Genomic DNA, 25227 nt, shown 5'->3' with positions numbered 1-25227 from the left:
GATCATTCGGTCGCTTCGGGCGTCCCGCAGTTCGACGCGACCGGCTTCCCTTCCAGCAGGTCGCGCGCGAACACCCGCGAATCGGCGAAGGACGGGTTGAGCGTGGCCGAGTGGTCGAGGCCCTTGTAGAGGTGGAACTGGATGCGCGTGCCCGCCTTGCACGCATCGCGCACCAGCGCCTTCTGCATCGGCGGCGGCACGTCGATATCCTTCTCCCCGGTGCCGATGAACACCGGCGTGGCGATATGGACCGTCGCATAGCCGGTGCCGCGCAGATAGGGCGCATATAGCGCCGAGAAATCGCCCGTCAGCGCCTTGCGGCGCGTGAGGCCCGCCTGCACCACCGCGCCCATCATGTCGCCGACGCAGCGCTTCTCCGATTCCGCGACCAGCGGCCGCGCCTCGGGCGTGAACGCCGCGTCCGCCTTCAGCGCCGGATCGACCTCCTGCGCGGCCGAGGCGATATACATCAGATAGGCGATGGTGCGATCGACGTGGTCGATATCGTCGGGCTGGGGGAGCGCGCCGTTGAGATAGGGAACGCCGGTCGCCACCGTGCCGAGCAGGTTGACCTTCGGCGCATAAGCCTGCGCATAGCCGGCGGTGGCGAAGGCCGCGCCCGCGCCCTGCGACTGACCGACGATCAGCACCTTGTTGGCGAGGCCGAGCTTCGCGCCCAGCGCCGCGCGGACCGAATCGAGCACCGAATAGGCCTCGGCCCGCGTGTTGAGATAGGGGTGCGGCCCCGGCGTGCCCAGCCCCTGATAATCGGTCGCGACGACGGCATAGCCATCGCGCAGCCAGCCGTTGAGATAGGTGGAATCGCGCTGCGAGCGCGCGTTGCGGGAGGGCGCGCAATCGTCGCCGATCCCCACCGTGCCGTGCGCCCACGCCACCACCGGCCAGCCGCCCTTCGGCGGCGTGCCCTTGGGCAGGAACAGCGCGCCGGAGACGGGGACGGTGCCCCGCCCCGTCACCCCGTCGGTGGAGGAATAGAGGATGCTCAGCGCCTTGCCCGCGTCCGCCAGCCCGTGATCGGCGGCGAGCGGCGCGGTCCGCATCATCGTTCCCGCCGCCGGCGTGGTCTGCGCGAGCGCGGGCAGCGGGAGCGCCAGGGCGGCGATTCCGATCAGTGCGGCCTTCATGGCATCCTCTCCTTCGTTGGCGTTCAGAAGCGCGCGGTGGCGGACAGATAATAGGTCCGGCCGAGCATGTCATAGGTGCCGGTATCGGTCTGCCCCAGCACGCCGCTCACCACCGGCGGCTCGCGGTTGCCGAGGTTGTTGACGCCGAAGCGGAAACCGAAGCGCTTGGTCGCCTCGATATGCAGCGACAGGTCGAAATAGTCATAGGCCGGAACGCCGGGGATCGTGCTCGACGGGTTGGTGACGTGCGATGCGTCGGTCATCCCGCCGATATGCCGCCAGCGCAGCAGGCCGCCGATCCGGCTGTCGCCCAGCGTGACCGAGGTGGTCGAGCGCCAGCGCGGCAGCGTCGCGACCCCGGCGATCGTGTCGCCGAACTCCTGGAACGGCGAGCCGGGCTGGTTCTGCACCTTGTAGGTGTCGAGATAATTGACCACCGACGAGATGCCGAACTTCACGCCCCCGTCGCCGATGCCGACATCCGCGAGCCGCACGTTCCAGTCGACCTGCACGTCGATGCCCGCGGTGCGATAGCCGCCGATGTTGAGATATGGCATCAGCGCGTTGGTGATGCCGCCGGTGTTCGGATCGCGCCCGATCAGCGAGCAATAATAGTTCGACTGGGCGTAAGTCGGGTTGCTGCCGTCGCCGTTGAAGCACTTGCTGAGCGACAGCGTGACCGGGATGGTCGAGATCGCGTTGCTGATCGAGATATTGTAATAATCGACCGAGGCGCTCAGCCCGGACAGCCACGGCGAGGCGGCGCGCGGGGTGAACACCGCCCCGATCGTATAGGTGTCGGCCTTTTCCGGCGTCAGGTTGGTGTTGCCCGACATATAGGCCGCGACCTGGGTGACGTTGGTCTGGAAGGTGTCGATCACCGCCGTCGGCACGCCCTGCGCGAGGCACAAAGCGCGCGCCGCCGTCGCGTTCGGCCCGGTGCGATAGGCGCTGCGCGTGTCGCACGGATCGCCCGCGCCCTGCGCCGCCGAGCCGATCGTCGGGAAGACGCCGGTGCTGGCGGTGAACAGCTCGCCGACATTGGGCGCGCGGATCGCGCGCTGATAGCCGCCGCGCAGCCTGAGCCAGTTCACCACCTTCCAGTCGAGATCGGCCTTGTAGGTGGAGACGCCGCCGCTGCGGTCGTAATCCGAATAGCGATAGGCCGCGTCCAGCTCGAGCGACTCGATCAGCGGCAGGTCGCGCAGCAGCGGCACCACCAGCTCGGCATAGCCCTCGATCGCGCGGGTCGAGCCGCCGGTCGCCGAGGTGCGGGTGATGCCGACGACATTGCCGATCACCTGCTGCGGATCGGGCGTGAAGGTGAAGCTGTTGCGGCGATAGTCCGCGCCGGCCGCGAAGCGCACCTCGCCCGCCGGCAGGTTGAACAGCCCGCCCTGGACGGTGAACTCAACCACGTCCTGCGTCGTCTTGGTGCGGTTGACCGTCGTGCCGCTGAAATAGGCGGCGCATTGCGCGGAACCGGTGACCGCGAACGGATTGTAACCCACGCCGTCGCCGCACAGCGCCGCCCCGCCGTCGGGCGCGGAGACGAGCTGCTGCACCTTGCTGGCGAAGACCGAGCCGGAGGTCTTGTCCGCCAGCTTGCTCTCGCCGTGCGACCCGTACAGCTCCCAGGTGAGCTGGCCGAGCTTGCCGGAGAAGCCGGCCATCGCCTGCCACGTCGTCGAATCGTGGAGCGTCAGGCGCGGCCCGGCCTCCAGATAGCGTTTGGTGATGAGGAACGGCGCGGCCGCGTTGGCGCGCGAGGCGAGGATCGGCTGCAACGCGGCCGGGACGAACGGATTGCTGAGCGGCACGCTGAGCATCCACAGGCCGGCATTGGGCGCGGCGTCGGCGATCGTCGTCGAATTATAGTCGGTGTAGAGGCCCTGCGCGTAGAAGGTGACGTTCGGCGACAGGTCGTAGCTGACCTTGCCGAAGGTCGACACGCGCTCCAGCGGGATCTGCGTGTAGGTGTTCTCCGGCAGCTGGAGCAGCGCCTGCCCGGTGTTGTAGATATAGGGCGTGGTGTCGCGATAGTTGAAGACGCCCTTGCCGGTCGAGAAGAGCGTGCCGTCCGGGTTCAGGCCGATCGACGAGGAATAGGATACCTTGCCCGGATCGATGCCATATTGCGCGAAGGCGGCGTTCGTCGCCGCTTGCGACGGCGGGTTGGTGCTGGGCGTGTAGAGGCCCGCGCCGATCGTGCTCGACACGCCGGTGCTGCGGCGGAAGAACTCGCGCGCGTTGATGTTCACCGAGTCGCGATCGGTATAGGAGATGCCGAAGGTCACGCGGCCGCGATCGCCGGCGAAGGCCGTGCCAGCGCCCAGGCCGAGATCGCGGATGCCGCCGTCGCCATGTTCGGTGATCGTGTTCTGGGCGGTGATCTCGATCCCGTCGATCTTGCGCAGCTTGAAGTTCACCACGCCCGAGATCGCATCCGAGCCATAGACCGCCGAGGCGCCGCCGCTGATGATCTCCGTCCCGCCGACGAGGATCGTCGGGATGGTGTTGATGTCGATCACCTGCGTCGAGCTGGACGGCTGGAGCCGCTTGCCGTCGAGCAGCACGAGGTTGCGCTGCGCGCCCAGCCCGCGCAGGTTCAGCGTGGCCTGCCCGTTGTCGTTGAGGCCGTTCGAAAAGGCGGTCGAACCCGGCGCGAACTGCGGCAGCTGGTTCAGCGCGCCTTCCAGCGTGGTGCTGCCCGTCGCGGCGATCGCGTCGCTGCTGACGGTGACGATCGGGCTGGTCGCCTGATAGTCGCGGCGCGCGACGCGCGATCCGGTGACGACGATGTCGGGCTGGGCGGCATCCCCGGCCGCCGGTGCCGGCGCGACGGCGGGCGCCTCCTGCGCCTGCGCCGCGAACGGCAGCGCCGCCGCCGCCAGCGCCATCGTCGACACACCCGTTGCGAACAAACGTATCATTCTGGACCTCCCTTGAAGCACCATGGCACGGCTTCACGCCGGCGCCGGACCGCAGCGAATTTCGTATCACTGTCGTATTGCAAGACAGGATGATATCGATACAATCTTGCGTCAATAATAATTTTCACGGTCGATCATGTCGGTATTGCCGGATAGGAATGGCGACAGGGGGAGACAGGCGATTGACTGACGAACGGGCGACTGGCGCCGGCCGTCCCAGGCAGTCCGCGCTCGATGCGCGGATCAAGGAAAGCGCGGTCGCGCTGCTGGGCGAGAAGGGCTTCGCCGGCCTGTCGGTCAACCGCATTTGCCAGCGCGCCGGCGTGCCGCGCCCCACTTTCTATCGCCGCTGGCCGTCCGGCGTCGCCGCGCTGATCGAGGCGTTCAACGACCGGTTCGAGGATGCGCTGCTGGGCGATACCGGCAACGTGAAGGCCGACCTGATCGCCTTCTCCGTCAGCGTCAGGAACCGTTATGCCGATCCGGTGGTCAGCATCTGCCTGCCCGCGATCTACGAGGCGCGGCGCGTCACGCCGGAACTGGTCCGTCCGATCGGCGAGGCGCAGCGCGACCGGCGCAAGATCAACATCGGCACGCTTGCCAGCGCGCTGAACGAACAGGGGCTGCACCCGGTGCTCGGCCCCTATGACATCATCTTCACGCTGACCGCCGCGATCGATCAGGGCTACCTCATCGATCGCCCCGTCACCGACGATTTCATCGCGCGGCTGGTGGACGCGCTGCTGCGATGACCGTGCTTTCCATGCTCCAGACCGAAGGAATTACCCGATGCGCAAGACCGTGCTGATGCTCGCCACCGCCCTTGCCGCCCTGCCGGCGGCCGCGCAGACCAACGCCGCGCCGGGTTTCGACGCCGCCGCCGCCAGGACGCGGATCGACGCGACGCTGGACAAGCAATATCCGCACCTAGACGCGCTCTACAAGGATCTCCACCAGCATCCGGAGGTCGGTTTCCAGGAAGTGCGCACCGCCGGCATCCTCGCCGCCGAGATGCGCAAGCTGGGCTTCACCGTCACCGAGAAGGTCGGCAAGACGGGCATCGTCGCGATCCTGAAGAACGGCGAGGGGCCGGTCGTGCTGGTGCGCACCGAGCTGGATGCGCTGCCGCTGGAGGAGAAGACCGGCCTGCCCTATGCCAGCCGCGCGCAGCAGACGGTGAACGGCAAGACCTTCTTCGTCGATCATGCCTGCGGGCATGACAGCCATATGGCTTGGTGGGTCGGCGCGGCATCGGCGCTGGTGGCGATGAAGGACCAGTGGCACGGCACCCTGATGTTCATCGGCCAGCCCTCGGAGGAAACGGTCGGCGGCGCCAAGGCGATGGTCGAGGACGGGCTGTTCAAGCGCTGGCCGAAGCCCGATTACGGCTTCGCCGCGCATGTCGGGCCGATGCCGGTCGGCACGGTGATCATCAAGGACGGGACGGTCAGTTCCGCCTCCGACGAGATCAACATCACCTTCAATGGCGTCGGCGCGCACGGCTCGATGCCCGACAAGAGCATCGACCCGATCGTGATGGGCAGCCATTTCGTCACCGACGTGCAGACGGTCATCAGCCGCGAGAAGGACCCCAATGCGTTCGGCGTGGTGACGGTCGGCAGCTTCGTCGGCGGCACGGTGGACAATATCATCCCCGATCATGCCGATCTGCTGCTGACGCTGCGCTCGCACGACGACGCCACCCGCAAGCTGCTGATCGACGGCGTGGAGCGCACCGCGCGCGCGGTGGCGCAGATGGCGCGCGCGCCGGAGCCGACGATCACCCATCCGCAAGGCACCAACGCGGTGCATAACGATGCCGCGCTGTCGGCGCGCACCGCCTCGGTGATGACGGCGGCGTTCGGCAAGGACGCGACGTTCGTTCCGGCTTCCGCCCCCGGCGGCAACGCGAGCGAGGATTTCTCGGTCTTCATCGACGCGGGCGTGCCCTCGGTGTTCTTCGCGGTCGGCGGCTACGATCCGGCGATGATCGCGCGCTACAAGGCGGAAGGGAAACCGCTGCCGGTCAACCACTCGCCGTTCTTCGCGCCGGTGCCCGAGCCGACGATCAAACGCGGCGCGGAAACGCTGGCGCTCGCGGTGCTGACCGTCGCGGGGAAGGAGCGCTGAGCGGATTCGCCGGACATTCCCGAGCGGCGAACGCGCGCGATACGCTTCCGCTTTCCATGCCGGGTGTATTCGAAGCGCCACAGCCACGCGCCGATCGGATACACCTCGATATGGAGGCTATCGGCATCGGAGATTTTGTAGACGCGATCCCGCAACTTGATTTGAACATCGCCAGGAGGCTCGGTTCAACTCCTTCCGAGAGGTTTGGACCGGCACCGACCACGACACTCGAGGCAGACGGGTCATCGAGCAAGCTTCACACCGAGAAAAAACGGGCCATTGTGGCATTTTCGATGGCCCGTTTCGGAGTGAGATCGCGTGAGATGTCCTCGGACAATACGGAATAGAACCCGCTTAAAACTGACATTTTTTGGGATTTTGTCGATTGCCGTGAGAGGAGCAAATGGCGCCAGAAGAGCTGGATCGCCGGGCGGCTAAGCGGTTGATTTCGCAGTCAAATCATAGACTTATGAAGTCGCCACGGGCAGCATTAGCACGATCTGGATTCGTGGAAAAGGCTGGACATGAATGGATAGGGCGGTTCGAGTCCTCTGCGGCATTGGGGTGGTTGGAGCTTTGTCCGAAATACGTATACGAATTTCGGACGGTTGAGCGCGTCTCTGGTCGCTTCGACGGATGTCTCGCATAGCCGGATTCCGACCGTTCAACACAAAAGCCTAATTTTCGCTCGACACAATAACCTAAAAGTAGCATAGCACAAAAACCTAATATACACGCGACACGAAAACCTAATGGTTGCGCATCATCGAGGGTGAATGCCGTGGCCACTCCCCAGCAAAAGCTCGCGGACGCGCTCGATACGCTCCGCAAGCTTCAGGACCGCAACCTCGTCGCCATCCGCAGCGACGATCTCAGTCGGCCCCAGCGCGAGCTGCTCATGAAGCAGGGCTTCCTGCAGGAAGTCATGAAGGGCTGGTATATCCCCGCACAGCCCGATGCGGGTGCCGGCGAAAGCACGGCCTGGTATACCTCCTATTGGGGCTTCTGCAGCGCCTATCTGAACGAACGCTTCGGTGAAGACTGGTCCCTCTCCCCCGAGCTTTCGATTGCCCTGCAAACGGGGAATCACACAGTTCCAAAGCAGCTCCTCGTGCGCACGCCGAAAGGCGGCAACAAGCCGACGGCACTGCCCTTGGGCACTTCCTTGTTCGACGTCCGTGCGGCGATCCCGACGCCGGAGGATGCCGCGGCAGAGGACGGATTGCGCCTCTTCTCGATTCCCGCTGCCCTCATTGCGAGTGCACCCGGCCTCTATGAAAACAATGCGATCGACGCCCGAGCAGCCTTGGCGACCGTGCGGGACGCGTCCGAATTGCTGGGACGATTGCTCCAAGGAGGCCACAGCGCGATCGCCGGCCGTTTGGCCGGCGCCTTCCGCAACATCGGGCGCGAACGCATTGCCGACGACATTTTGAAAGCGATGCGGTCGGCAGGCTATACCGTGCGCGAGCAGGATCCGTTCGCGACAAAGCTAGAGACTCTCCTCCCGGCGCGTGAGCGCTCTCCCTATGCGGGCCGGACTCGCCTGATGTGGCAGGAGATGCGCGGAGCAGTCCTTGAGCGATTCCCACCGCCGCCCGGCCGCCCCGCCGATGTCGACGCCTATCTCAAGCGCGTGCAGGACAGCTACGTCACCGACGCCTACCACTCGCTATCGATCGAGGGCTATCGCGTCAGCCCGGAACTGATCGAGCGCGTTCGCAGCGGCACGTGGAATCCGCAAAGCCACGAGCAGGACCGCGAATATAAGGATGGACTGGCCGCACGGGGCTACTGGCTCGCCTATCAAGCTGTTCTCAAAAGCCTGAATCGCGTGCTGGCCGGCGAGAACCCCGGCCTCGTCGCCGACGAGGAGCACGGCGACTGGTATCGCGAGATGTTCACGCCGAGTGTTACCGCAGGATTGATCAGCGCAAGCGACCTTGCCGGATACCGCAACGGTCAGGTCTATCTGCGCGGCTCGATGCATGTACCGCTCAACCGCGATGCTGTCCGCGATGCGATGCCGGTGTTCTTCGAATTGCTAAGAGAGGAAACCGAGCCCGCGGTCCGCGTCGTTCTCGGCCACTTCATCTTCGTCTACATCCATCCCTATATGGACGGGAATGGAAGAACCGGCCGCTTCCTGATGAATGTCATGCTCGCGGCTGGCGGCTATCCGTGGACGGTCGTGCCCGTCGAGCAGCGCGCCGCCTATATGGCCGCGCTCGAGGAAGCCAGCGGCCGGCAGGACATTCGCCCCTTCACGGAGTTCCTGGCGCAACTGCTGGACCGCGAACTGAGGGGGGAAACAGTCGCCCGGCTGCCGAAAGCGTGATTGGCAGGCCGATCATAGCGCTTCGAAATATGCGCTCGGATTATACCGCCGGTATATTCCGAGCATAAATTTCAATGCTTCGAAGCAGACCGGTTCGCACTGAGCCGGCTACGGTTGCAACATTTGGTGCAGATCGGGCGTGACGGCGAACGCCAGTTTTATCGGCATTCTGTCGGGCAGCATCGCCAATTTTCAGAAGAGCTTGATCGCCGGGCAGATAAGCGGTTATTCCGCAGTAAAATCATATACTTGAGAACTAGCCAAGGGCCGCACTAGCATGCTTTCAATTCGTGGAAAAGGGTGGACGGCAATGGACGCAACGGTTCGAATCCTGGCGCCGGCCAGTTCGCGTCTGATCTTGGGACTTAGCCGCCATTCCTCCGGATCGACGCTATCGGCAGCTACGGGTTTTGAAACCGACATCGCCGGTCGATTGCCCTGCCGCTCCTAGTTTTGAATCTTCGTTAGAATGATCGTCAGCTCTTGCCGGTCGGCGTTGCGTAAAATGTCTGACAGGCCATAGCCGATTTCGGTTTCACCCGCGGCTATCCTTTCCATCACCGCTTCGACAAATATGTCCACGGAAACGCCCGACGCATGGATCCCCGCGCCGCCCAATCCGGTGTCTACCATCGGCGGGATAACCTCGATCACGGATACAGAACTACCGCTCAAATCGGCACGTAAGGTCATCGTGAAGCTGTGCAATCCCGCCTTAGTGGCGGCGTAGACCGGGGCGAAAGTCACCGGCAGGAAAGCGAGCCCGGAACTGACATTGACGATCGTCGCGGCCCGTCTTTCCCGCAGTAGCGGCAGGAAGAGCGCGGCCAAGTGGATCGGCGCTTCCAGATTGACAGCGATTTCTCGTGCGCGCTCCGCCCAACTCGCGAGATCTGCACTGAACTCCACGCGGCGCTGGATGCCCGCGTTGTTGATGAGAACATTGAGATCCGGCGCAATGGCCAGTGTATCCGCGAGTAGCGCGTCGCGGCCTGCGACGGTGGATATATCGGCGTACAACGGAACCAGCCCAGGCGTTCCCCGCGCTGCTGCCTCAAGCCGCAACCGATCACGCCCACAGATGACTACCCTGTTGCCTCTGGCATGAAGTGCTTGCGCGAGGCCAAGTCCGATACCGCTGCCCCCGCCCGTGACGAGAATGCTGTTGCCCGACATATGCATCCCATTTCCTCCCGAGTTGTGCCGGATTTCGGAACTCACCTCGATTCCGCCAGAATCAATTCAGCAGTGGCGTCGACGATGGCTTCTGCATCCAGACGATAGAGCGCGTATAAATCCGGAAGGTCGCCAGTCTGCCCGAAGCGATCAATCCCCAGCGGGCTAACGCGGTTGCCTTTTACCCCACCGATCCATGACAGGCTGGCCGGCGAGCCGTCGATTACGGTCACCAGCCCGGCATCGGGCGCGAGTTCGCCGAGCAGCTGCTCGATATGACTTGGAGTTTGCGCGCCACCCGTCCAGCGCGCTGCTCGTTGCGCGGACCAATCGCGATGCAGCAGATCTGGTGAGGTGACGTTCAACAGGCCCAGTCCCGGGAGGTCGTCGATCATCATCTCCCATGCGGCTTGCACCTCAGGTGCAATCGCTCCCGAAAACAGGATCGCGATTTTCGTGTCCGGGTTGGGGGCGCGCAACCAATAGGCACCTTTCACGGCATCGGACTGCCAGCCGTTGTCGGATCGCGTGGGTTGATGAATCGATCGCGTCGAAAGACGAAAATAGGTCGAATTGCCGTCCATCGCCTGCATTCGCTCGAAGGCGTGGCGCATCAGCACCGCGAGTTCGTCGCCAAAGGCGGGCTCGTAATACGTGAGACCCGGCTGCCCAATGCCGATCAGCGGCGTGTTGATCGATTGATGCGCGCCTCCCTCCGGCCCGAGCGTGATACCCGAGGGCGTGGCGACGAGCATGAAGCGCGCATCCTGATAACAGGCATAATTGAGCGCATCGAGTCCACGGGCGATGAACGGATCATATACGGTGCCGACCGGCATCAATCGCGTACCGAAGATGGGCGCGGCCAACCCCAGTGCCGCGAGCATTAGGAACAAATTGTTCTCGGCAATGCCCAGTTCGATGTGCTGGCCGGCTTCATGCCCGACCCAACGCTGCGGCGAAGGAATCCGGGCAGCATGGAACACGTCGCGCAGTTCCCGTCGCCGGAACAGCCCCCGCTGGTTCACGAAGGCGCCAAGATTGGTCGAAACGGTGACGTCGGGCGAGGTGGTGACGATGCGATCGGCTAACGGATGCCCGGATTTGGCTAGATCCAGCAAGATGCGTCCAAACGCTGCCTGCGTAGATTGTTCCTCCCCGTCCGGCGCGACGAGCATCGGCACCGGGATATTATCGGCAATCGGGGCGGGTGGCAGCGACGCCAGCGGCGAGGCGGCGATGAACGCACCCAGCGGCGCCGCCGCATTGCCCCCCACACCGGCAAGCGGCGCCCATTCCTGACCCTCCGCAATCCCCATCGAAGCGCGGAGCGCAGCGATCTGGTTCGAATTCATCAAACCGGCGTGATTGTCCTTGTGCCCGGCGAAGGGCAACCCGAATCCCTTGATCGTATAGGCGATGAACAGGGTAGGCACGTCGTCATCGGCCGCAGCGAAGGCGTCCATCAATGTTTCGACGCAATGGCCGCCCAGATTGGTCATCACCTCCGCCAGCGCGTGGTCGTCGAAGCTGTCGACAAGGCCGAGCGCCGCTGCGTCGCGGCGAAGGTCGGCGCGCAGCCGCTCCCGCCATGCCGCGCCGCCCTGATAGGTCAGCGCTGCGAACTCGGCATTGGGACAGTTATCAATCCACGCCGCCACAGCCGCGCCGCCGGGACGGGCGAACGCCTCTTTTTGCCGTTTGCCGTACTTGAGCGTGCAAACCCGCCAACCACAGGTGCGGAAGATATCGTCGAACCGCCCGAACATTCGGTCGGCGGTGGTCGCGTCAAGTGACTGGCGGTTGTAATCGACAATCCACCAGCAATTGCGGATGTCGTGCTTATAGGCTTCGATCAGGCATTCGTAGATATTGCCCTCGTCCAGTTCGGCGTCGCCCATCAGCGCGACCATTCGCCCTGCTGCTTCAGGCGCGAGTTGCCCATGCGCGACCAGATAATCCTGGACCAGACTGGCGAACGCAGTGACCGCGACACCGAGCCCTACCGAGCCGGTCGAGAAGTCGACCGGGATGCAATCCTTGGTGCGACTGGGATAACTTTGCACACCGCCCAGCGCACGGAAACGCTGAAGCTGATCGATTTCCTGCCGCCCCAGCAAATAGTTGATAGCATGGAGTACCGGGCCTGCGTGCGGTTTGACTGCCACCTTGTCCTGCGGGCGCAACGCATGGAAGTAGAGCACCGCCATGATAGCCGTAATCGAGGCGCAACTTGCCTGATGCCCGCCGACCTTCAATCCGTCGCGGCTTTCGCGGAGGTGGTTGGCGTTATGGATCGTCCAGGCGGAAAGCCAGCGCAGACGGCCTTCGATTGCGTTCAGCGCCGCGATCCGGTCCGCTTTCTGGGGGTCGTTCACAAGGGAACTCCACAAATGTGCTCGCTTTCACAATGCGGCCGTCAAAGCCGCGCGGCGACCCAGTCCGCCACGAAACTGCGCACCGGTTCGATATTGTCCGCGCCGGTGTGTTCGGTACCGCCTTCGAAAGGCGTGAAAATCTTCAATTCCCGGTCCGGGCTGCTGATCGCTTCCTCGAAGCTTTCATGGGCATAGGCGACCGGGATTTGGCGGTCGTTCGCGCCGTGAGTGACGAGGAACGGCACTGTTATATTCCGCAAATGGCCGCGCAGCGTGATCCGGTCGCTCATCGCGAGCAATGCATCCGCGTTAGGTTGCCCCCAGACCCAGCAGACGTGTTTCCAGTAGTGCGGCACGGGGCGATCGCCTTCGTACGCGGCCCGGCGATGCTGCAATGCGCCCCAATCATGGTTGCCACCCCATGCAACGCATAGCTTCAGGCGCTTTTCGTAGCAGGCCGCGCGTGGCGCGTAATAGCCGCCGAGTGACCAGCCGATGATACCGATACGGGAGGCGATCACGTCGCGCCGGTTTTCCAGATAATCCACGGCCGCGCTGGCCCAGCGCTCGCTTTCGACGACCGCTGTGAGCCCCTTCAGGCGCAGCGCGCCGCCGACGCCGGGCTGGTCGATCATCAGCAGCGCTATGCCCCGCCGCGCGAAGGCCTCGCGGTTGATGAGGAAGATCATCTCCTTCACGCTGTCCAGCCCATTGCAGAAGATCATGCAGGGCCACGGACCGGGGCCGTCACCGGGCAGGAACAACGCGGGCAGACTGCTCCCTTCGTAGGGAATCTCGACTGCTTCGCACGGAATGCCGCCGGTGCGGATCATCGCGTCGCGCATGCCGATCATCCGGGCATAGGCCGCCTTGCGCGGCGCATAGTCGCTGTCCTGCATCCGTTCGGCGGTCATCGCATAGGAGAGCGCGCGCGCATATTTTCCGCTGGCGGTGAGCGGGTTTCCTGCGACTTCCGCCTGCCGGCCCTGTTCGTCCAGCCTCTCCGCCAGCGCCATCCACGAGGTAAAAAAGGCTTCCGTTCCCGCGTCGTCGCCGGCGTTGGCCGCTTCCCGCACCGGCGCATTGGCTTCGTCGATTTCGCCGATCGCCCCGCCCATCGACAGGCAGATGTTGACCGACAGGTTCCACACATAATTGCCGGGAAATGGCTCGAACATGGCGCGATGAAATCCTATTGGGGGAATCAGATCGGCTGGCGGACCAGCTCGAATGCCTTGGCGACGACCCCGGTGTGATCGGCGTCGGGCGCGCGTTCGATTTCCCAGCGACACAATTGCTCCGACCATTGCTGGATCTTGTTGGCGCGCTCGAAACGGCGCTCCATCACCCGCTCGAATGCGGTAGCGACATCGGTCTCGCGCCCCAGTTCCTCGCCAAGCACCACCGCATCCTCGATCGCCATCGCGCCACCCTGTCCGAGATGGGCGCTCGTGGCATGGGCGCCATCGCCGATGATGATCACGCGGCCCTTGTACCAGGGCTGCGGGAGGCTCACGAGCAGGAACGGTTTCCAGACCAGTTCGTTCGCGGGCGGCAGGTTATCGCGCAATTTGCCGATCAGCCCGCCATATCCCGCCAGCTTGGCGCGAAGTACCTCGCGCAAGTCTCCCTCGGGCTCGATCGGTTTTTCGGCCTTGTCGGTCACATACATGTACATGACCTTGTCGGTGAGCGGCACCACGCCCGCGCGATCGCCATCGCCGCCGTCATAGCTCTGCAATTCGTCGACCTCGCGGGGGAAATTCACCCGCCACGCCGCCTGCCCGCTGTATCGCGGCGAACCGATATCGCCGAAGACGAGCTTGCGGGTAGCGCTGTGGATGCCGTCCGCACCAATCACGATATCGTACCGCCCGCGGCGCCCGTCGGCGAAGGCGACATCCACGCCATCCGCGTCCTGTGTCAGATCGGTGATCGTGGTCTCGGGAAAGATGCGCGCGCCCGCGCTGGTCGCGGCGTCGGTCAGGATACGGCTATAGTCGGGTCGCGTGATCCCCATCATCGCCGGATATTCGGGGCCAGCAGTGAGATCGCCCTTTAGAAAGGTGCGGTTTCCGCCCTGCGCATCGAAAAAGGCGAAGCCGTCGTAGGCGAAGCCAACCGCGCGCACCGCTTCGAGCAGGCCAAGGCTGTTCAGCGCGCGCAATGCATTGCCTTGCAGGATGATGCCGATCCCTAGCACGGCGTCTGGGCGGTACTTCTCGGCCACATCCACCGCGATGCCGTGCCCGCGCAAGGCGATCGCAACCGATAGTCCGGCGATCCCGCCGCCAACGACAAGAACTTTGCTGACCGCGCTCACTGGGATGATTCCTCTCACCAAAGAATTTGTTCTGTACGAACGGCCTAGAGCAGAAGCGGGGATGACTGAAATAGCAGGCTGCGATGCCTGCTATAGCGACCGCCGATGTGTCCCTACCAATGCACCATCGGCAATCCGGCAACCGGAGACCTGAACGCCGGGATGCGGTTTCCGCGCAAGCTGCCGAGATAGACCGTGGACAGGTCGGGGCCGCCGAAGGTGACGCTGGCCATCCACGGCGCGAGTGATCCCCCGCACTTAAGCATTGTATCGAAACTAACCGTCGCGCCGCTGGCGAACTCTGTCTCGAAGGCGGCCGTACCTTCTGGGTTGCCGTCGTCGAGCAATTCGAGCACCTCGCCGTCCGGGGTGATCGCGATCAGCCGGTCGGCCATAATCATCGTCGCCCACAAATTGCCGTATGCGTCGAACGCGATGCCGTCGATCACGCCTGTACCAAGATCGGCGGGACCGAATACTTCGCGATCGGTCAACGAGCCATCAGGTTGGACGCGCAATCGGGAGACGCGCTTGCCAGTAGTCTCCGCAACGTAGAGCCATTCCTCACGCGCATCGAGCCGGATCTCATTGGTGAAGGCGAAGCCGTCTGCCACGACGCGAAAACCAGTATCGTCGAGTAGGCAGATATAGCCGTCTGCCAGCCCCAATCGCGTGGCGTCGCTCCACGGATTGACCATGGTCGAGATCGTCACCCAGATGCGATCGCGGCTGTCGCGGAGCACGAAATTGACCTTGCCGAGTGGCTTGCCACCGATCGTGTCGACGAGCACGCGCGTCTCGCCGGCGCGGGTCATGATCTCTAGCCGGTCGGTGCCGAAGTTGGAGATCAGGAGATCGCCGTTCCGCGCAAAGGCGAGGCCGTTGGGCAAGGTGCCGTAAAGCAAGCTCCGCGCTGCGTCTCCGGCGAGATCGAAATGATCCTCGCTATGCTGAGTAATGACCTGCTGCGACCCATCCGGCGCGATCCGCACGACGCCGCCGCGCGCGTCCGCCGACCATAAGGTGCCGTCTTGCTCCGCAAGAATGCACTCCGGGCGCTGTAGATCCTCGCCGACAAAGGTGATCGCCGCGCGATCAACCTGAAAGCCCCTGAGCGGATTGGGACCGCGACCGTCGCAAATCAGTGTCATCTATCGCTCCTCACATCATCGCGCCGACGTCGCTCGATCCCTTGAGCTTCAGCATGCCTCGCACATCGTCGGGTGTTGCGATCTCCAGCGACAGCGCCTCAAGCACCGTGCGAATACGCCGAACCTGCTCGGCGTTGCTGCGGGCGAGTTTTCCCGGTTCGCCCCACAACGAATCCTCCAGTCCGACGCGGACATTGCCGCCGAGTGCGGCGGAAATGGTGGCGATCGACATCTGGTTGCGCCCGCCGCCGAGCACCGACCAAACATAATCGTCCGCGCCGAAGAGCCGGTCAGCGGTGCGCTTCATCATCGCGATATCTTCATAATGCGCACCGATGCCGCCGCGTATGCCGAACACGGTTTGGAGGAAGATCGGGCCGGTCAGGAGGCCGCGGTCGCGGAAATGCGCAGCGGTGTAAAGGTGACTGACATCATAGCATTCGATTTCGAACCGCGTGCCCTGATCGCCGCATGTGCGCAGGATATGCTCGATATCGCGATAGGTGTTGCGAAAGATATTCTGGTCCGAGGTGCGAAGATAGGGCTCTTCCCAATCGTATTTGAACTCCTTGAACCGGTTGAGCATCTCGTAGAGGACGAAGTTCATCGACCCCATGTTGAGCGAGGCGATCTCGGGCTTGAAGGTCGTCGCCGGACGCAGCCGCTCCTCAATCGTCATAGTCGGCGCGCCGCCGGTCGTAATGTTGATCACCGCGTCGCATTCCTGCGCGATGCGCGGTAGGAAACGCGCGAAAATCGCGGGATCCTGACTGGGAACGCCGGTTTCGGGATCACGGGCATGGAGGTGGACGATCGCGGCGCCAGCCTCGGCGGCGTCGATCGCCGCCTGCGCGATTTCGTCTGGCGTCTGAGGCAGATAGGGCGACATCGACGGCGTGTGCACTGCGCCGGTTACGGCACAGGTAATGATGACTTTACCCACTAGGCTTCCCTCTTTCTCCGCGACGACTGGCGTTGAGGCTGAAGCTGGCACCCCGGGCGGGCACAGAAAAATCGAGAGATGTTATGCCACCTATCGCCCCGACCTATGCGCGGCGACCATTCGGCGGGCATGGCTGACGTTTATGGGTTGAATAAGAACTGGCGATTATTCGCCGGTGGCCTGGCGCGGCTAGCATCGCATCCATCGTCACGAGAACGACTGGACAAGAAGATGACCGTGGTAGGGATTGAACGCGTGCAATATCGCGTCGAGGATATCGAGCTGTGCACCCGCTATTTCGAGGATTACGGGTTGCGCCTTTCCGCGCAGCGGGATGACGAGGTACGCTTCGAACTGCCCGACAATTCGCAGGTCATCGTGAAGCGCACGAGTGATCCGGTTCCGGGTTCGATCCTCATTGGGCAGGGGATTCATGAAGTCGTGTGGGGCGTCGATACGGAGGCGCATCTCAAGAAACTGGTCGAGCGCGTTTCCCGCGATCGCGAGGTGCGACAGGACGATGAAGGCGTATTCCATTTTGTCGCCGATGGCGGGATCGCGATGGGGTTGCGCCACTGGCATGAGAAGCGTGCCGTCATCACTTCGACCGATCCGGTCAATTCGCCCGGCAATATCAACCGGATGAACGCGCATCGCCGCTGGGTGGTGCGCGCCCGTCCGCGCTATATGGCGCATGTCGTCTTTATCATCCCGCAATATGAGGAATGTTTCGCCTTTCTCGCCGATCGGCTGGATTTCCGGTTGGCGGATCGGCAGCGCGGGCTGGGTTTCTATGTTCGCGCGCCGGGAACCATGGATCACCACAATCTGTTCCTGCTCAATGCCAATTCCGGTTTCCCCGGGATCGACGGCACCGCGAAGTTCCATCACATCAATTTCGCGGTCACCGACCTAGACGAGATCATGGTCGGCAAGAATCACATGGAAAGGAAGGGCTGGGCAAAGTCGATCTGGGGTGTCGGCCGGCATCGCATCGCTTCCGCGCTGTTCTGCTACATGCCGTTTCCCGGCGGCGGTGAGGTCGAATATGGCGCGGATTCGGATGCGCTGAACGACGATTGGGTGCCGCGCGATTTCGACCGGAGCTTCGGCTTCGCCCAATGGGTGCATGATATGCCGGAATTCTGGGTCGCGGGGCCGACCTGGGACGTCGCCTTCAACCCGGCCGACGCCCCGGGCAAATATGCGCTTCCGCCCGCGTCCGCGCTCGATGCGCTTTCCCATGACGATACGAAAAAGGCCGTGTCGTGAGCAATCGCCTGCGCCATCTGTTCGATCTGACGGGGCGCGTGGCCGTCGTGACGGGCGCTTCACGCGGGCTTGGCCTTCAGATCGCCGAGGCGCTCGGCGAATTCGGTGCGAAGGTGGCACTGGTTTCGCGCAAGGCGGCTGATCTCGATGCGGCCACCGCCGACTTTGCGGCGGCGGGGATCGAATGCAGATCTTTCGCCGCCGATCTCACCCGGCCCGATGCGGCCGTCACGCTGGTTGAGCGGATAACGGACGCGTTCGGCACTATCGATGTGCTGGTCAACAATGCCGGGGCGACCTGGGGTGCGCCGGCAGAGGACTATCCGGCGGCCGGATGGGACAAGGTGTTCGAGCTCAATGTTGGCGCGCTCTTTCGTCTCACTCAGGCCGTCGCACGCGCTCATTTCCTTCCGCGCGGTACTGGCGCGATCGTCAACATCGCCTCGATCGAGGGGTTGATGGGGCACCATTGGTCACGCCCCGGCAGTATCGCCTATAATGCGTCGAAGGGTGCGGTGGTTAACCTCACGCGCGCGCTTGCGGCTGAGTGGGGCCCGCGCGGTGTTCGCGTGAATGCGATCGCCCCCGGCTATTTCCCCTCGAAGATGGCCAATGCCGTGATCGACGCGCATGGTGGCGAACTGATCAACCACACCCCGCTCGGCAAGCTCGGAAACGACGGCGATCTCAAAGGGACGGCCTTACTGTTTGCCTCCGATGCCGGTGGACATATCACGGGCCAGATCCTGGCGATCGATGGGGGCTTCACCACCATCTGACATAAGGAGCCCTTCTTCGTCATGAAGAAGGGCGGGGAGAAGGATTTTCATGTCGCTATTGCTATCCGGTCGCACAGCGATCGTGACGGGGGCGGGTGCGGGCCTGGGGCGTGCCCACGCCATGCTGCTCGCTCGTCATGGCGCGCGCGTACTCGTCAACGATCTTTCGGCTGAGGCGGCCGAGACGGTCACGGGGGAGATAAGGGCGATGGCCGGCGACGCCATCGCGTTCGCTGCGAGCGTTACCGATGAAACGGCGGTAGCCGCGATGATCGATGTAGCAATCGCTCATTGGGGCACGATCGATATTCTGGTCTGTAATGCCGGCATTCTGCGCGACAAGAGTTTCGCGAAGATGGATCTCAACGATTTTCGCTTGGTGCTGGATGTGCATCTGATGGGGGCGGCGATCTGCGCCAAAGCCGTGTGGGACCATATGCGCGAGCGTCAATATGGGCGGATCGTTTTCACCACCTCATCATCGGGGCTGTACGGCAATTTCGGTCAGTCCAATTACGGTGCTGCGAAAATGGCGCTGGTAGGCCTGATGCAGACGCTCGCGATCGAAGGCCAGCGCCACGATATCCGTGTGAATTGCCTCGCGCCGAGCGCTGCCACGGGCATGACGGAGGGCATTTTTGCGGCGGAGGATTTCGCACGGCTTGATCCGGGGCTGGTCAGCCCGGCGGTTGTTGCGCTCTGTGCCGACGAAGCGCCCACGCGTCGGATCCTGCTCGCCGGAGCGGGCAGCTTTGAGCAAGCCCATATTACAATGACGCGGGGCATCCATATCCGGGCTCAGAACGACGTTGCCAGTGAATTGCTCCGCCGCCTCGACGACGTGGCGGATCGGCTGGACGAGATAATTCCCGAATCTGGTTTCGAGCAATTCCGTCTTGAAGTGGCCAAGGCCGCAGCAAAAGAAGAATAGCCGCCTGGATTCCGCAATCGACAAAGGAGAGCAACAATGATTGGCTGCCCGCAATGTGAAATGTCGCGTCGTTCGGCAGTACGCGCTGGCCTCGCCGGTTTGGGCGCTATCACGGGCGGGGTGCTGGCCAGCGGCGCGCTCTCCAATTCCGCTGCTGCCGAAGCAACGCAACCCCATGCGTCCGGCGGCCCGATCGACTTTCACACGCATATGTTCGATCCCGATCTGCCCAATCTCATCACCGGAGCGATGACGAGCACGCATGTTGCCGCATGGCTTGAGGGGATGAAATCGCCTGAAGTGCAGATCGCGCATATGGACCGATATGGCGTCGGCAGCCATGTCGTCGGCTATTCCAACGCGACCCACGGCATCACATGGGGGGATGCCGCGCATGACCTGAAGCTCTATCGTGCCTGCAACGACCGGATCGCGCGCGATTGGGTGGCGGCTCATCGCGGCCGATTCCACGGTGCATTCAGCCTGCCGATGCAAGATTTGTCGCTTGCGTTGCCCGAACTTGAACGCTGCGCGACCCAATTGGGAATGCGGGTGTTGCAGCTTTCCTCCTGCACGCCCGATGGCATCTATTTCGGCGACCGGCGCTTCGATCCGCTATGGGAAGCGGTGCGCCGCCACGGGCTGACCGTGTTCATCCATCCGCATGGCCAAGACACGGCCCCTCCATTCGACGATTTCGCGCTCAGCAATTCGGTCGGCCAGGGGGTCGAGGAAATCAAGGTGATGTGCTCGATAATCTACAACGGCGTGTTTGACCGGTTCCCCGGTGTGAAGATCGTGATCGCCCATGGCGGCGGCTTCCTCCCGCACTATTACGGGAGGCTCGATCGCAACGCGATCGAACGCCCGCAGACGATGCGGAACATCAGCCGGATGCCAAGCACTTATCTCAAGGATTTCTATTACGACAGTTGCGTTTACAGCTCCGAGATTCTCGCCGCGCTGATCCAGATAGTGGGGGTCGAGCGCATTGTGCTCGGTTCGGACTATCCGGTGGGCGAGGAGGATGGGTTGGGCGACCTGCGCCGCACGCCGGGGCTCACGCCGACGATGTTCGAAACGATCGCGGTCCGCACGCCGCGCGCGCTGCTCGGCGTGTGAACAGGCTGTCAAAGCCGACGCGCGGCGATTACGCTGAGGAACGCAACCGATCATCATAAGGAGAGGAAAGCGTGCATCTGCGAGGGCTTGATCTCAATCTTCTGCTCGCGCTCGACGCGCTGCTGGCGGAACGGAGCGTCACCCGCGCGGCCGAGCGGATGCACATTTCCCAGCCGGGAATGAGCGCCGCGCTCCAGAAGTTGCGCTGGCATTTCAAGGATGAGCTGCTGGAACGTGTCGGGCGCGGGCTGGAGTTGAGTCCGCGCGCGCGTGAGCTGGTCACGCCGGTGCGCGATATTCTCGATCGCGTCCGCGAGCTAACCTCGGAGGCGCAAAGTTTCGATCCGGGCAATGCCGAGCGGCTGTTTCGGCTGGGCTGCTCCTCTTTTTGCAGCGACCTCCTGGCAGAGCCGCTTGCGCGACGCCTGCTGCGCGAGGCGCCGGCCATCAGCTTCCAGTTCGACGATCTGCTCGCGGATACGCTGCCGCGATTGTTCGAGGGCAGTCTCGATTGCACGATCACGCTGGCGCAGCGCCTGACGCTCGACCCTGCCTGTGTCGACAAGGCGATCAGTGGCAAGCCGCTGTTCAGCGATCGAATGGTTATTGCCGTCGCGCGCGATAATCCGCTGGTAGGCGATACGCTGACCTATGACGAATTCTGCGCGCTCCCCTATGTCGAAACCCGGTTCGGCGGGAATTTCACCTCCATCGGCGAGCAGATCGTGCGCCGCCAGCCGCGCCGGCCGCGGGTGCGTTTCTGGTTGCCCAATTTCCAGCAATCGCTGAGCATGGTGGCGCATAGCGAGATGGTCACGCTCGCGCCCTCGATCCTCGTGCAACGTTGCGCCGACGCGCTTGGCGTGCGCGCGGTCGCGCCGCCGCTGGCGCTTCCGATGCTGGAGGAGAATCTGTACTGGCATCCGCGAAACGACAATGATCCCGGGCATCGCTGGTTTCGCGGGGTCATCGCGGACATTGTGGCTGAAATCGTCGCGGAACAAACCGTTTCATCGTCCACCCGCGATCTCACGGAGAGCGAATTGGGTGAAGGATGTCGGCTCGCGGCCGAGCAGCCAGCGTAGCACATTGGCATTACCGTACAGCCCGAAGCGGTCGTAATAGTTGAACAGCCGCTCGATCGCGCTCGCGGTCCAGTCGACCGAATGTGCGTCATGGGCCAGCATCGGCGCCAGCCAATCCACCAGACGCTCGAGCGGGAGGCGGATCGGCTCGATCACGCGTCCCGCGATTCTGCTAAGTTCTGCTGCGATTTCCAGCCCCGTCAGCGCGGTGGCACCGCACAGATCGTAGGTGGCATAATCATGCCCCGGTTCGATCGCGACCTTGGCCACGGCTTCGCCGACATCCGCCATATCGACGAATCCCAGCGGCCGCTCGACCGAGTAGGTGAACTGCACCCGCCCGGTATCGAGTGCGGCGGCGACGTCGAGGTTCTGGAAATAATGCATCGGCCGCATGATGGTGAACGACAAGCCCGAGCCGATCAGGCAATCCTCGACCGCCAGCTTCGCACGATGGTTCATCAGATAGTCGATCTGCGGATGGATTACCGAGATGTAGATGAAGCTTTCGACACCGGCGCGCCGGGCGGCGTCGATGGCGAACTGCCCCATCGCCACTTCCTTGTCCTGGAGCGCGGGGGCGACGTGGATCACCGTGCTGCTGCCCGCCATAGCATCGCTAAGCGCGTCGATATCGAGCAGATCGCCCTCGATCACCGTATCGACGCCGCGGTCGTGCAATCGCGTCTTGTCAAGCGAGCGGCCGAAGGCGCGAAGCGACGATGCGCCGCGGGCGCGTAACGCCGCGATCACCGCGCGCTGGGTGCGGCTGCCGGCGCAATTGATGAAGATCGGGCGCTGCTCCGCCATGAGGGTCTCCTTGTTTTCACGGACAGTTTAAGTGCGGCTGGTGCCGCGCGGAAAGCGCCAGAATGGATGGCTGGCATAGCGTCGGTTGATGGCTCGCCCATCAGCCGGGCCGATGAGAGGCATTGGCGTCCGCGATTGGTGCCGTCGGCGACGGCGGGGTATCGCCGTCGACGGGAGAGTTGTGATGAGCGGAAACCCTTTACCGGCGGTTGGCATCGGGCGGTTCGCGCGCGGGCGTAACGCGCCTTTTGCCGCGCTCGTGGTCGATGGGGCGGCCTATCCGCTGACGCAGGCGCCACGTGGCGATACACTGGCGATCTTCGACATATGGGACGATATCTGGCCCGAATTAGCCCAGCGCGTTGAGGCGATCCGCGCTGGCGCGGAAACGGGAATGGCCTTGGGCGATCTCGACGTGCTGCCGCCGGTCGTGCCACGCCAGATTCTTTGCGCCGGCGCCAATTACCGGCGGCATGTGATCGATATTATGACCGACCATTCCGCCGGCAGCGAATCCGGCCTCGACTCCGCTGAGCGTCGCCGCCGGGCAATCGCTCTGATGGATCATCGTGCGGCGGCGGGCGCGCCCTTCGCGTTCGTCAAGGCGGCCTCGGCACTGGCCGGAGCGTTCGACACGCTGGTCGTTCCCACCGACAGCGCCCAGACTGATTGGGAGCTGGAACTCGCGGTGGTGATCGGCAGGCCGGCACGCCGCGTGCCCCGTGATCAGGCGCTTCGTCATGTCGCGGGATACACGATCGCCAACGACATCAGCGCGCGCGACCATATCGCGCGTCCCGATATTCCGGGGATGGGACTGGATTTTCTCGCCGGCAAATCCTGCCCCGGCTTCCTCCCGCTCGGGCCGCTGGTGGTGCCGGCGCCGCTGATCGCTGATCCGCAGGACATGCGTCTGACGCTGCGGCTGAACGACATGATAATGCAGGATGAATCAACCGCCGACATGATCTTTAACGTGGCGCGGCTGATCGAATTCGTCTCCACCCATATCCTGCTACTGCCCGGCGACGTCATCTGTACCGGCTCGCCCGCCGGCAACGGCACGCATTTCAATCGCTTCCTGCGCGATGGAGACGTGATGCGCGGCGCGATCGCCGGCCTTGGCGCGCAAGTGGTGCCATGCACGGCGGAACAGGTCGCGGCGGGCGCGGTGCTGCACCGGCCCTTCGTTCCGCTCTGATCATCAGGGCTGCGGAGGCAGGCCGAGTAGCATCTCGGCGTTACCCCCGGCGATACGGCGCTGATCGGCTGCGTCGAACACGGCGAGCAACGGGCCCGGTGCATAGTGCCCCATGTCGAAGGGGTAATCGGTACCCAGCACAATGCGATCCGCACCGACCTGATCGATCAACCGCGCGAGTTGATGAGGATCGTGCGCCAGGCTATCGAACCACAGCCGACGCAGATAATCTGTCGGGCGGCAAGCGCAGCCCCCCGCTTCCGGGCGGACAGCATGAGCGTGATCGGATCGGCCGCCGTACATCGGCAAATAGCCACCGCCATGCGCGGCGACGATCTTGACCTCCGGATATCGATCGAGCGCGCCGCTGAAGATCAGCTTTGACAGGCACACCGTCGTCTCGAAGGGCTGGCCGATCGTGTTCATCAGGTAATGGTCGGCAAGTCGCGCGCCTAATGTGGTGCCCCAGGGATGGATGAAGACAACCGCGCCGAGTTCGTCCGCCTTTTGCCAGAACGGATCGAAGAACCGGTCGGCGATATCCCGGCCGGCGACCAGTGAGGAAATCTCGACGCCCTTGAACCTCTCGTTACGCATCAGCCGCTCGAGCTGGCGCGCGGCACGTTCGGGATGCTGGAGCGACACGGTACCGAGCGCGAGCAGGCGATCCGGATGGGCTGCGCAGGCTTCCGCGATCGCAGCGTTGATCCCGCCCGCGATTTCCTCGGCCAGATCCTCGCCGGCCCAATAATGATATTGCGTGGGGGACGGGCTGACGACCTGAATATCGACGCCCATTGCGTCCATATCGGCCAGGCGCTCGGCGACACCCGTGAGGCGCGGGGCGAGGGCCGCCATCTGGCCCGCGTTGACGGCAAGCGATTGCGGCCCGATTGCTGTCGCTTCGGCCGCAGCCTGGGCAATACGGGCCGGCTGATCGGCGACCATCGCCTCGACGGCAGGAACGGCCATATGGCAATGCAAGTCGATCGTTCTCCAAGGCAGGCGTTGCAAGCTGGTGCCCAGCGGCGTTGGCCCGGCCGTTTCGCTGCAGCGATGCAACCCCGGAGTGGTCACGCCGGTCATGCGCCGACCGGCGGCAGGTTGGTGGACTGAAACGCGACAAGCATCCAGCGATCGGCGCGCCATTCCCATATCTGCAATACCTGCGCCCGGGTCAGGATCGATGCATCCTTTCCGCGCGGCAGGACGCGATTGGTCATCTCGCCGGTCATGACCGCCACATCACCGATCAGACGAACCGTCAGCGGCCCGCGATCGCATTCCAGAAACGCCAGTTCTTCCTCGATGAAACGGAAATAGGAAGCGAATCCGTCAGTCACGCCGCGCGTATGCGTATGGGTGACGTCGGGCGCGATCATCGCGCGCAGCGCGGCAAAATCCCGCGCCACTAACGCCTCGCCGCGCCGCCGTTCAGCTGCAAGGACACCTGTGATATCTTTCCCATCGGTGCTCATGCCCCACCCTCCTCCGCGACGGCCAATTTCGG

General features: G+C 63.6%; 20 protein-coding genes. 9 read left to right on the top strand and 11 right to left on the bottom strand.

Annotated elements, in window-relative coordinates; translation table 11 throughout:
* Positions 1-2 precede the first annotated feature (2 nt).
* Together F9288_RS06525 and F9288_RS06520 are read right to left on the bottom strand one after the other, a co-directional pair.
* Positions 3-1145 (bottom strand): alpha/beta fold hydrolase, encoded by a 1143-nt coding sequence (locus tag F9288_RS06525; protein WP_174835875.1) that lies wholly within the window; start codon positions 1143-1145, stop codon positions 3-5.
* A 23-nt stretch (positions 1146-1168) separates the two neighbouring features.
* Positions 1169-4078: a TonB-dependent receptor gene (locus F9288_RS06520; RefSeq protein WP_174835874.1), complete on the bottom strand. Its 2910-nt coding sequence runs from the start codon at positions 4076-4078 to the stop codon at positions 1169-1171.
* Between the two features lie 182 nt (positions 4079-4260).
* Here F9288_RS06520 and F9288_RS06515 point away from each other — a divergent pair, with 182 nt between their 5' ends.
* From F9288_RS06515 to F9288_RS06505, 3 genes are all read left to right on the top strand, one after another.
* Positions 4261-4830 (top strand): TetR/AcrR family transcriptional regulator, encoded by a 570-nt coding sequence (locus F9288_RS06515; RefSeq protein ID WP_174835873.1) that lies wholly within the window; start codon positions 4261-4263, stop codon positions 4828-4830.
* A gap of 37 nt (positions 4831-4867) precedes the next feature.
* Positions 4868-6208: an amidohydrolase gene (locus tag F9288_RS06510; protein WP_174835872.1), complete on the top strand. Its 1341-nt coding sequence runs from the start codon at positions 4868-4870 to the stop codon at positions 6206-6208.
* A 781-nt stretch (positions 6209-6989) separates the two neighbouring features.
* Positions 6990-8546 (top strand): Fic family protein, encoded by a 1557-nt coding sequence (locus F9288_RS06505; RefSeq protein WP_174835871.1) that lies wholly within the window; start codon positions 6990-6992, stop codon positions 8544-8546.
* Between the two features lie 447 nt (positions 8547-8993).
* Here F9288_RS06505 and F9288_RS06500 read toward each other — a convergent pair whose 3' ends face one another.
* From F9288_RS06500 to F9288_RS06475, 6 genes are all read right to left on the bottom strand, one after another.
* Positions 8994-9722, bottom strand: a complete 729-nt coding sequence (locus F9288_RS06500) for an SDR family oxidoreductase (RefSeq protein WP_217482597.1) — start codon at positions 9720-9722, stop codon at positions 8994-8996.
* A 41-nt stretch (positions 9723-9763) separates the two neighbouring features.
* The gene (locus F9288_RS06495) at positions 9764-12100 is read right to left on the bottom strand and encodes a transketolase (protein WP_368076214.1); all 2337 of its coding nucleotides are present in this window, start codon (positions 12098-12100) and stop codon (positions 9764-9766) included.
* Positions 12101-12141: 41 nt separating this feature from the next.
* Positions 12142-13218: a S9 family peptidase gene (locus tag F9288_RS06490; protein WP_254621103.1), complete on the bottom strand. Its 1077-nt coding sequence runs from the start codon at positions 13216-13218 to the stop codon at positions 12142-12144.
* 86 nt (positions 13219-13304) lie between these two features.
* A complete protein-coding gene (locus F9288_RS06485) occupies positions 13305-14423 on the bottom strand; it encodes an FAD-dependent monooxygenase (protein ID WP_174835868.1) in 1119 nt (372 codons plus the stop codon).
* A gap of 113 nt (positions 14424-14536) precedes the next feature.
* Positions 14537-15574, bottom strand: a complete 1038-nt coding sequence (locus F9288_RS06480; protein ID WP_174835867.1) for an SMP-30/gluconolactonase/LRE family protein — start codon at positions 15572-15574, stop codon at positions 14537-14539.
* Between the two features lie 10 nt (positions 15575-15584).
* Complete coding sequence (locus F9288_RS06475) at positions 15585-16517, bottom strand: 3-keto-5-aminohexanoate cleavage protein (RefSeq protein WP_174835866.1); 933 nt, start codon at positions 16515-16517, stop codon at positions 15585-15587.
* Positions 16518-16748: 231 nt separating this feature from the next.
* On the opposite strand from F9288_RS06475, the gene F9288_RS06470 reads away from it, so the two are divergent.
* From F9288_RS06470 to F9288_RS06450, 5 genes are all read left to right on the top strand, one after another.
* Positions 16749-17789 carry a glyoxalase gene (locus F9288_RS06470; protein WP_254621102.1) on the top strand — a complete coding sequence of 347 codons (1041 nt, stop codon included), beginning with the start codon at positions 16749-16751 and terminating at the stop codon, positions 17787-17789.
* Positions 17786-18568 (top strand): SDR family oxidoreductase, encoded by a 783-nt coding sequence (locus tag F9288_RS06465; RefSeq protein WP_174835864.1) that lies wholly within the window; start codon positions 17786-17788, stop codon positions 18566-18568. The genes F9288_RS06470 and F9288_RS06465 overlap by 4 nt, the downstream gene beginning before the upstream one ends.
* 49 nt (positions 18569-18617) lie before the next feature.
* Positions 18618-19499, top strand: coding sequence for an SDR family NAD(P)-dependent oxidoreductase (locus F9288_RS06460; RefSeq protein ID WP_174835863.1), 882 nt, complete (start codon positions 18618-18620; stop codon positions 19497-19499).
* A gap of 99 nt (positions 19500-19598) precedes the next feature.
* Positions 19599-20621: an amidohydrolase family protein gene (locus F9288_RS06455; protein WP_254621101.1), complete on the top strand. Its 1023-nt coding sequence runs from the start codon at positions 19599-19601 to the stop codon at positions 20619-20621.
* Positions 20622-20692: 71 nt separating this feature from the next.
* The gene (locus F9288_RS06450; RefSeq protein ID WP_174835861.1) at positions 20693-21706 is read left to right on the top strand and encodes a LysR family transcriptional regulator; all 1014 of its coding nucleotides are present in this window, start codon (positions 20693-20695) and stop codon (positions 21704-21706) included.
* On the opposite strand, the gene F9288_RS06445 is transcribed toward F9288_RS06450, so the two are convergent.
* On the bottom strand, positions 21632-22516 hold the full coding sequence (locus F9288_RS06445; RefSeq protein WP_174835860.1) for an SDR family oxidoreductase: 885 nt from the start codon (positions 22514-22516) through the stop codon (positions 21632-21634). The two genes, F9288_RS06450 and F9288_RS06445, sit on opposite strands and share 75 nt — an antisense overlap.
* 184 nt (positions 22517-22700) lie before the next feature.
* On the opposite strand from F9288_RS06445, the gene F9288_RS06440 reads away from it, so the two are divergent.
* Entirely contained in the window at positions 22701-23717 is a 1017-nt protein-coding gene (locus F9288_RS06440; RefSeq protein WP_174835859.1) for a fumarylacetoacetate hydrolase family protein, read from the top strand.
* 3 nt (positions 23718-23720) lie between these two features.
* Here F9288_RS06440 and F9288_RS06435 read toward each other — a convergent pair whose 3' ends face one another.
* Together F9288_RS06435 and F9288_RS06430 are read right to left on the bottom strand one after the other, a co-directional pair.
* On the bottom strand, positions 23721-24803 hold the full coding sequence (locus F9288_RS06435; RefSeq protein WP_254621100.1) for an amidohydrolase family protein: 1083 nt from the start codon (positions 24801-24803) through the stop codon (positions 23721-23723).
* A complete protein-coding gene (locus F9288_RS06430) occupies positions 24800-25195 on the bottom strand; it encodes a nuclear transport factor 2 family protein (protein ID WP_174835858.1) in 396 nt (131 codons plus the stop codon). The genes F9288_RS06435 and F9288_RS06430 overlap by 4 nt, the downstream gene beginning before the upstream one ends.
* Positions 25196-25227: the final 32 nt, after the last annotated feature.

Origin of the sequence: Sphingomonas sp. CL5.1, assembly GCF_013344685.1 — a bacterium.
In the GTDB taxonomy this organism is placed as follows: domain Bacteria; phylum Pseudomonadota; class Alphaproteobacteria; order Sphingomonadales; family Sphingomonadaceae; genus Sphingomonas.
The sequence above is the reverse complement of the archived record's forward strand: the minus strand, read 5'-3'. Positions and strand labels throughout refer to the sequence as shown.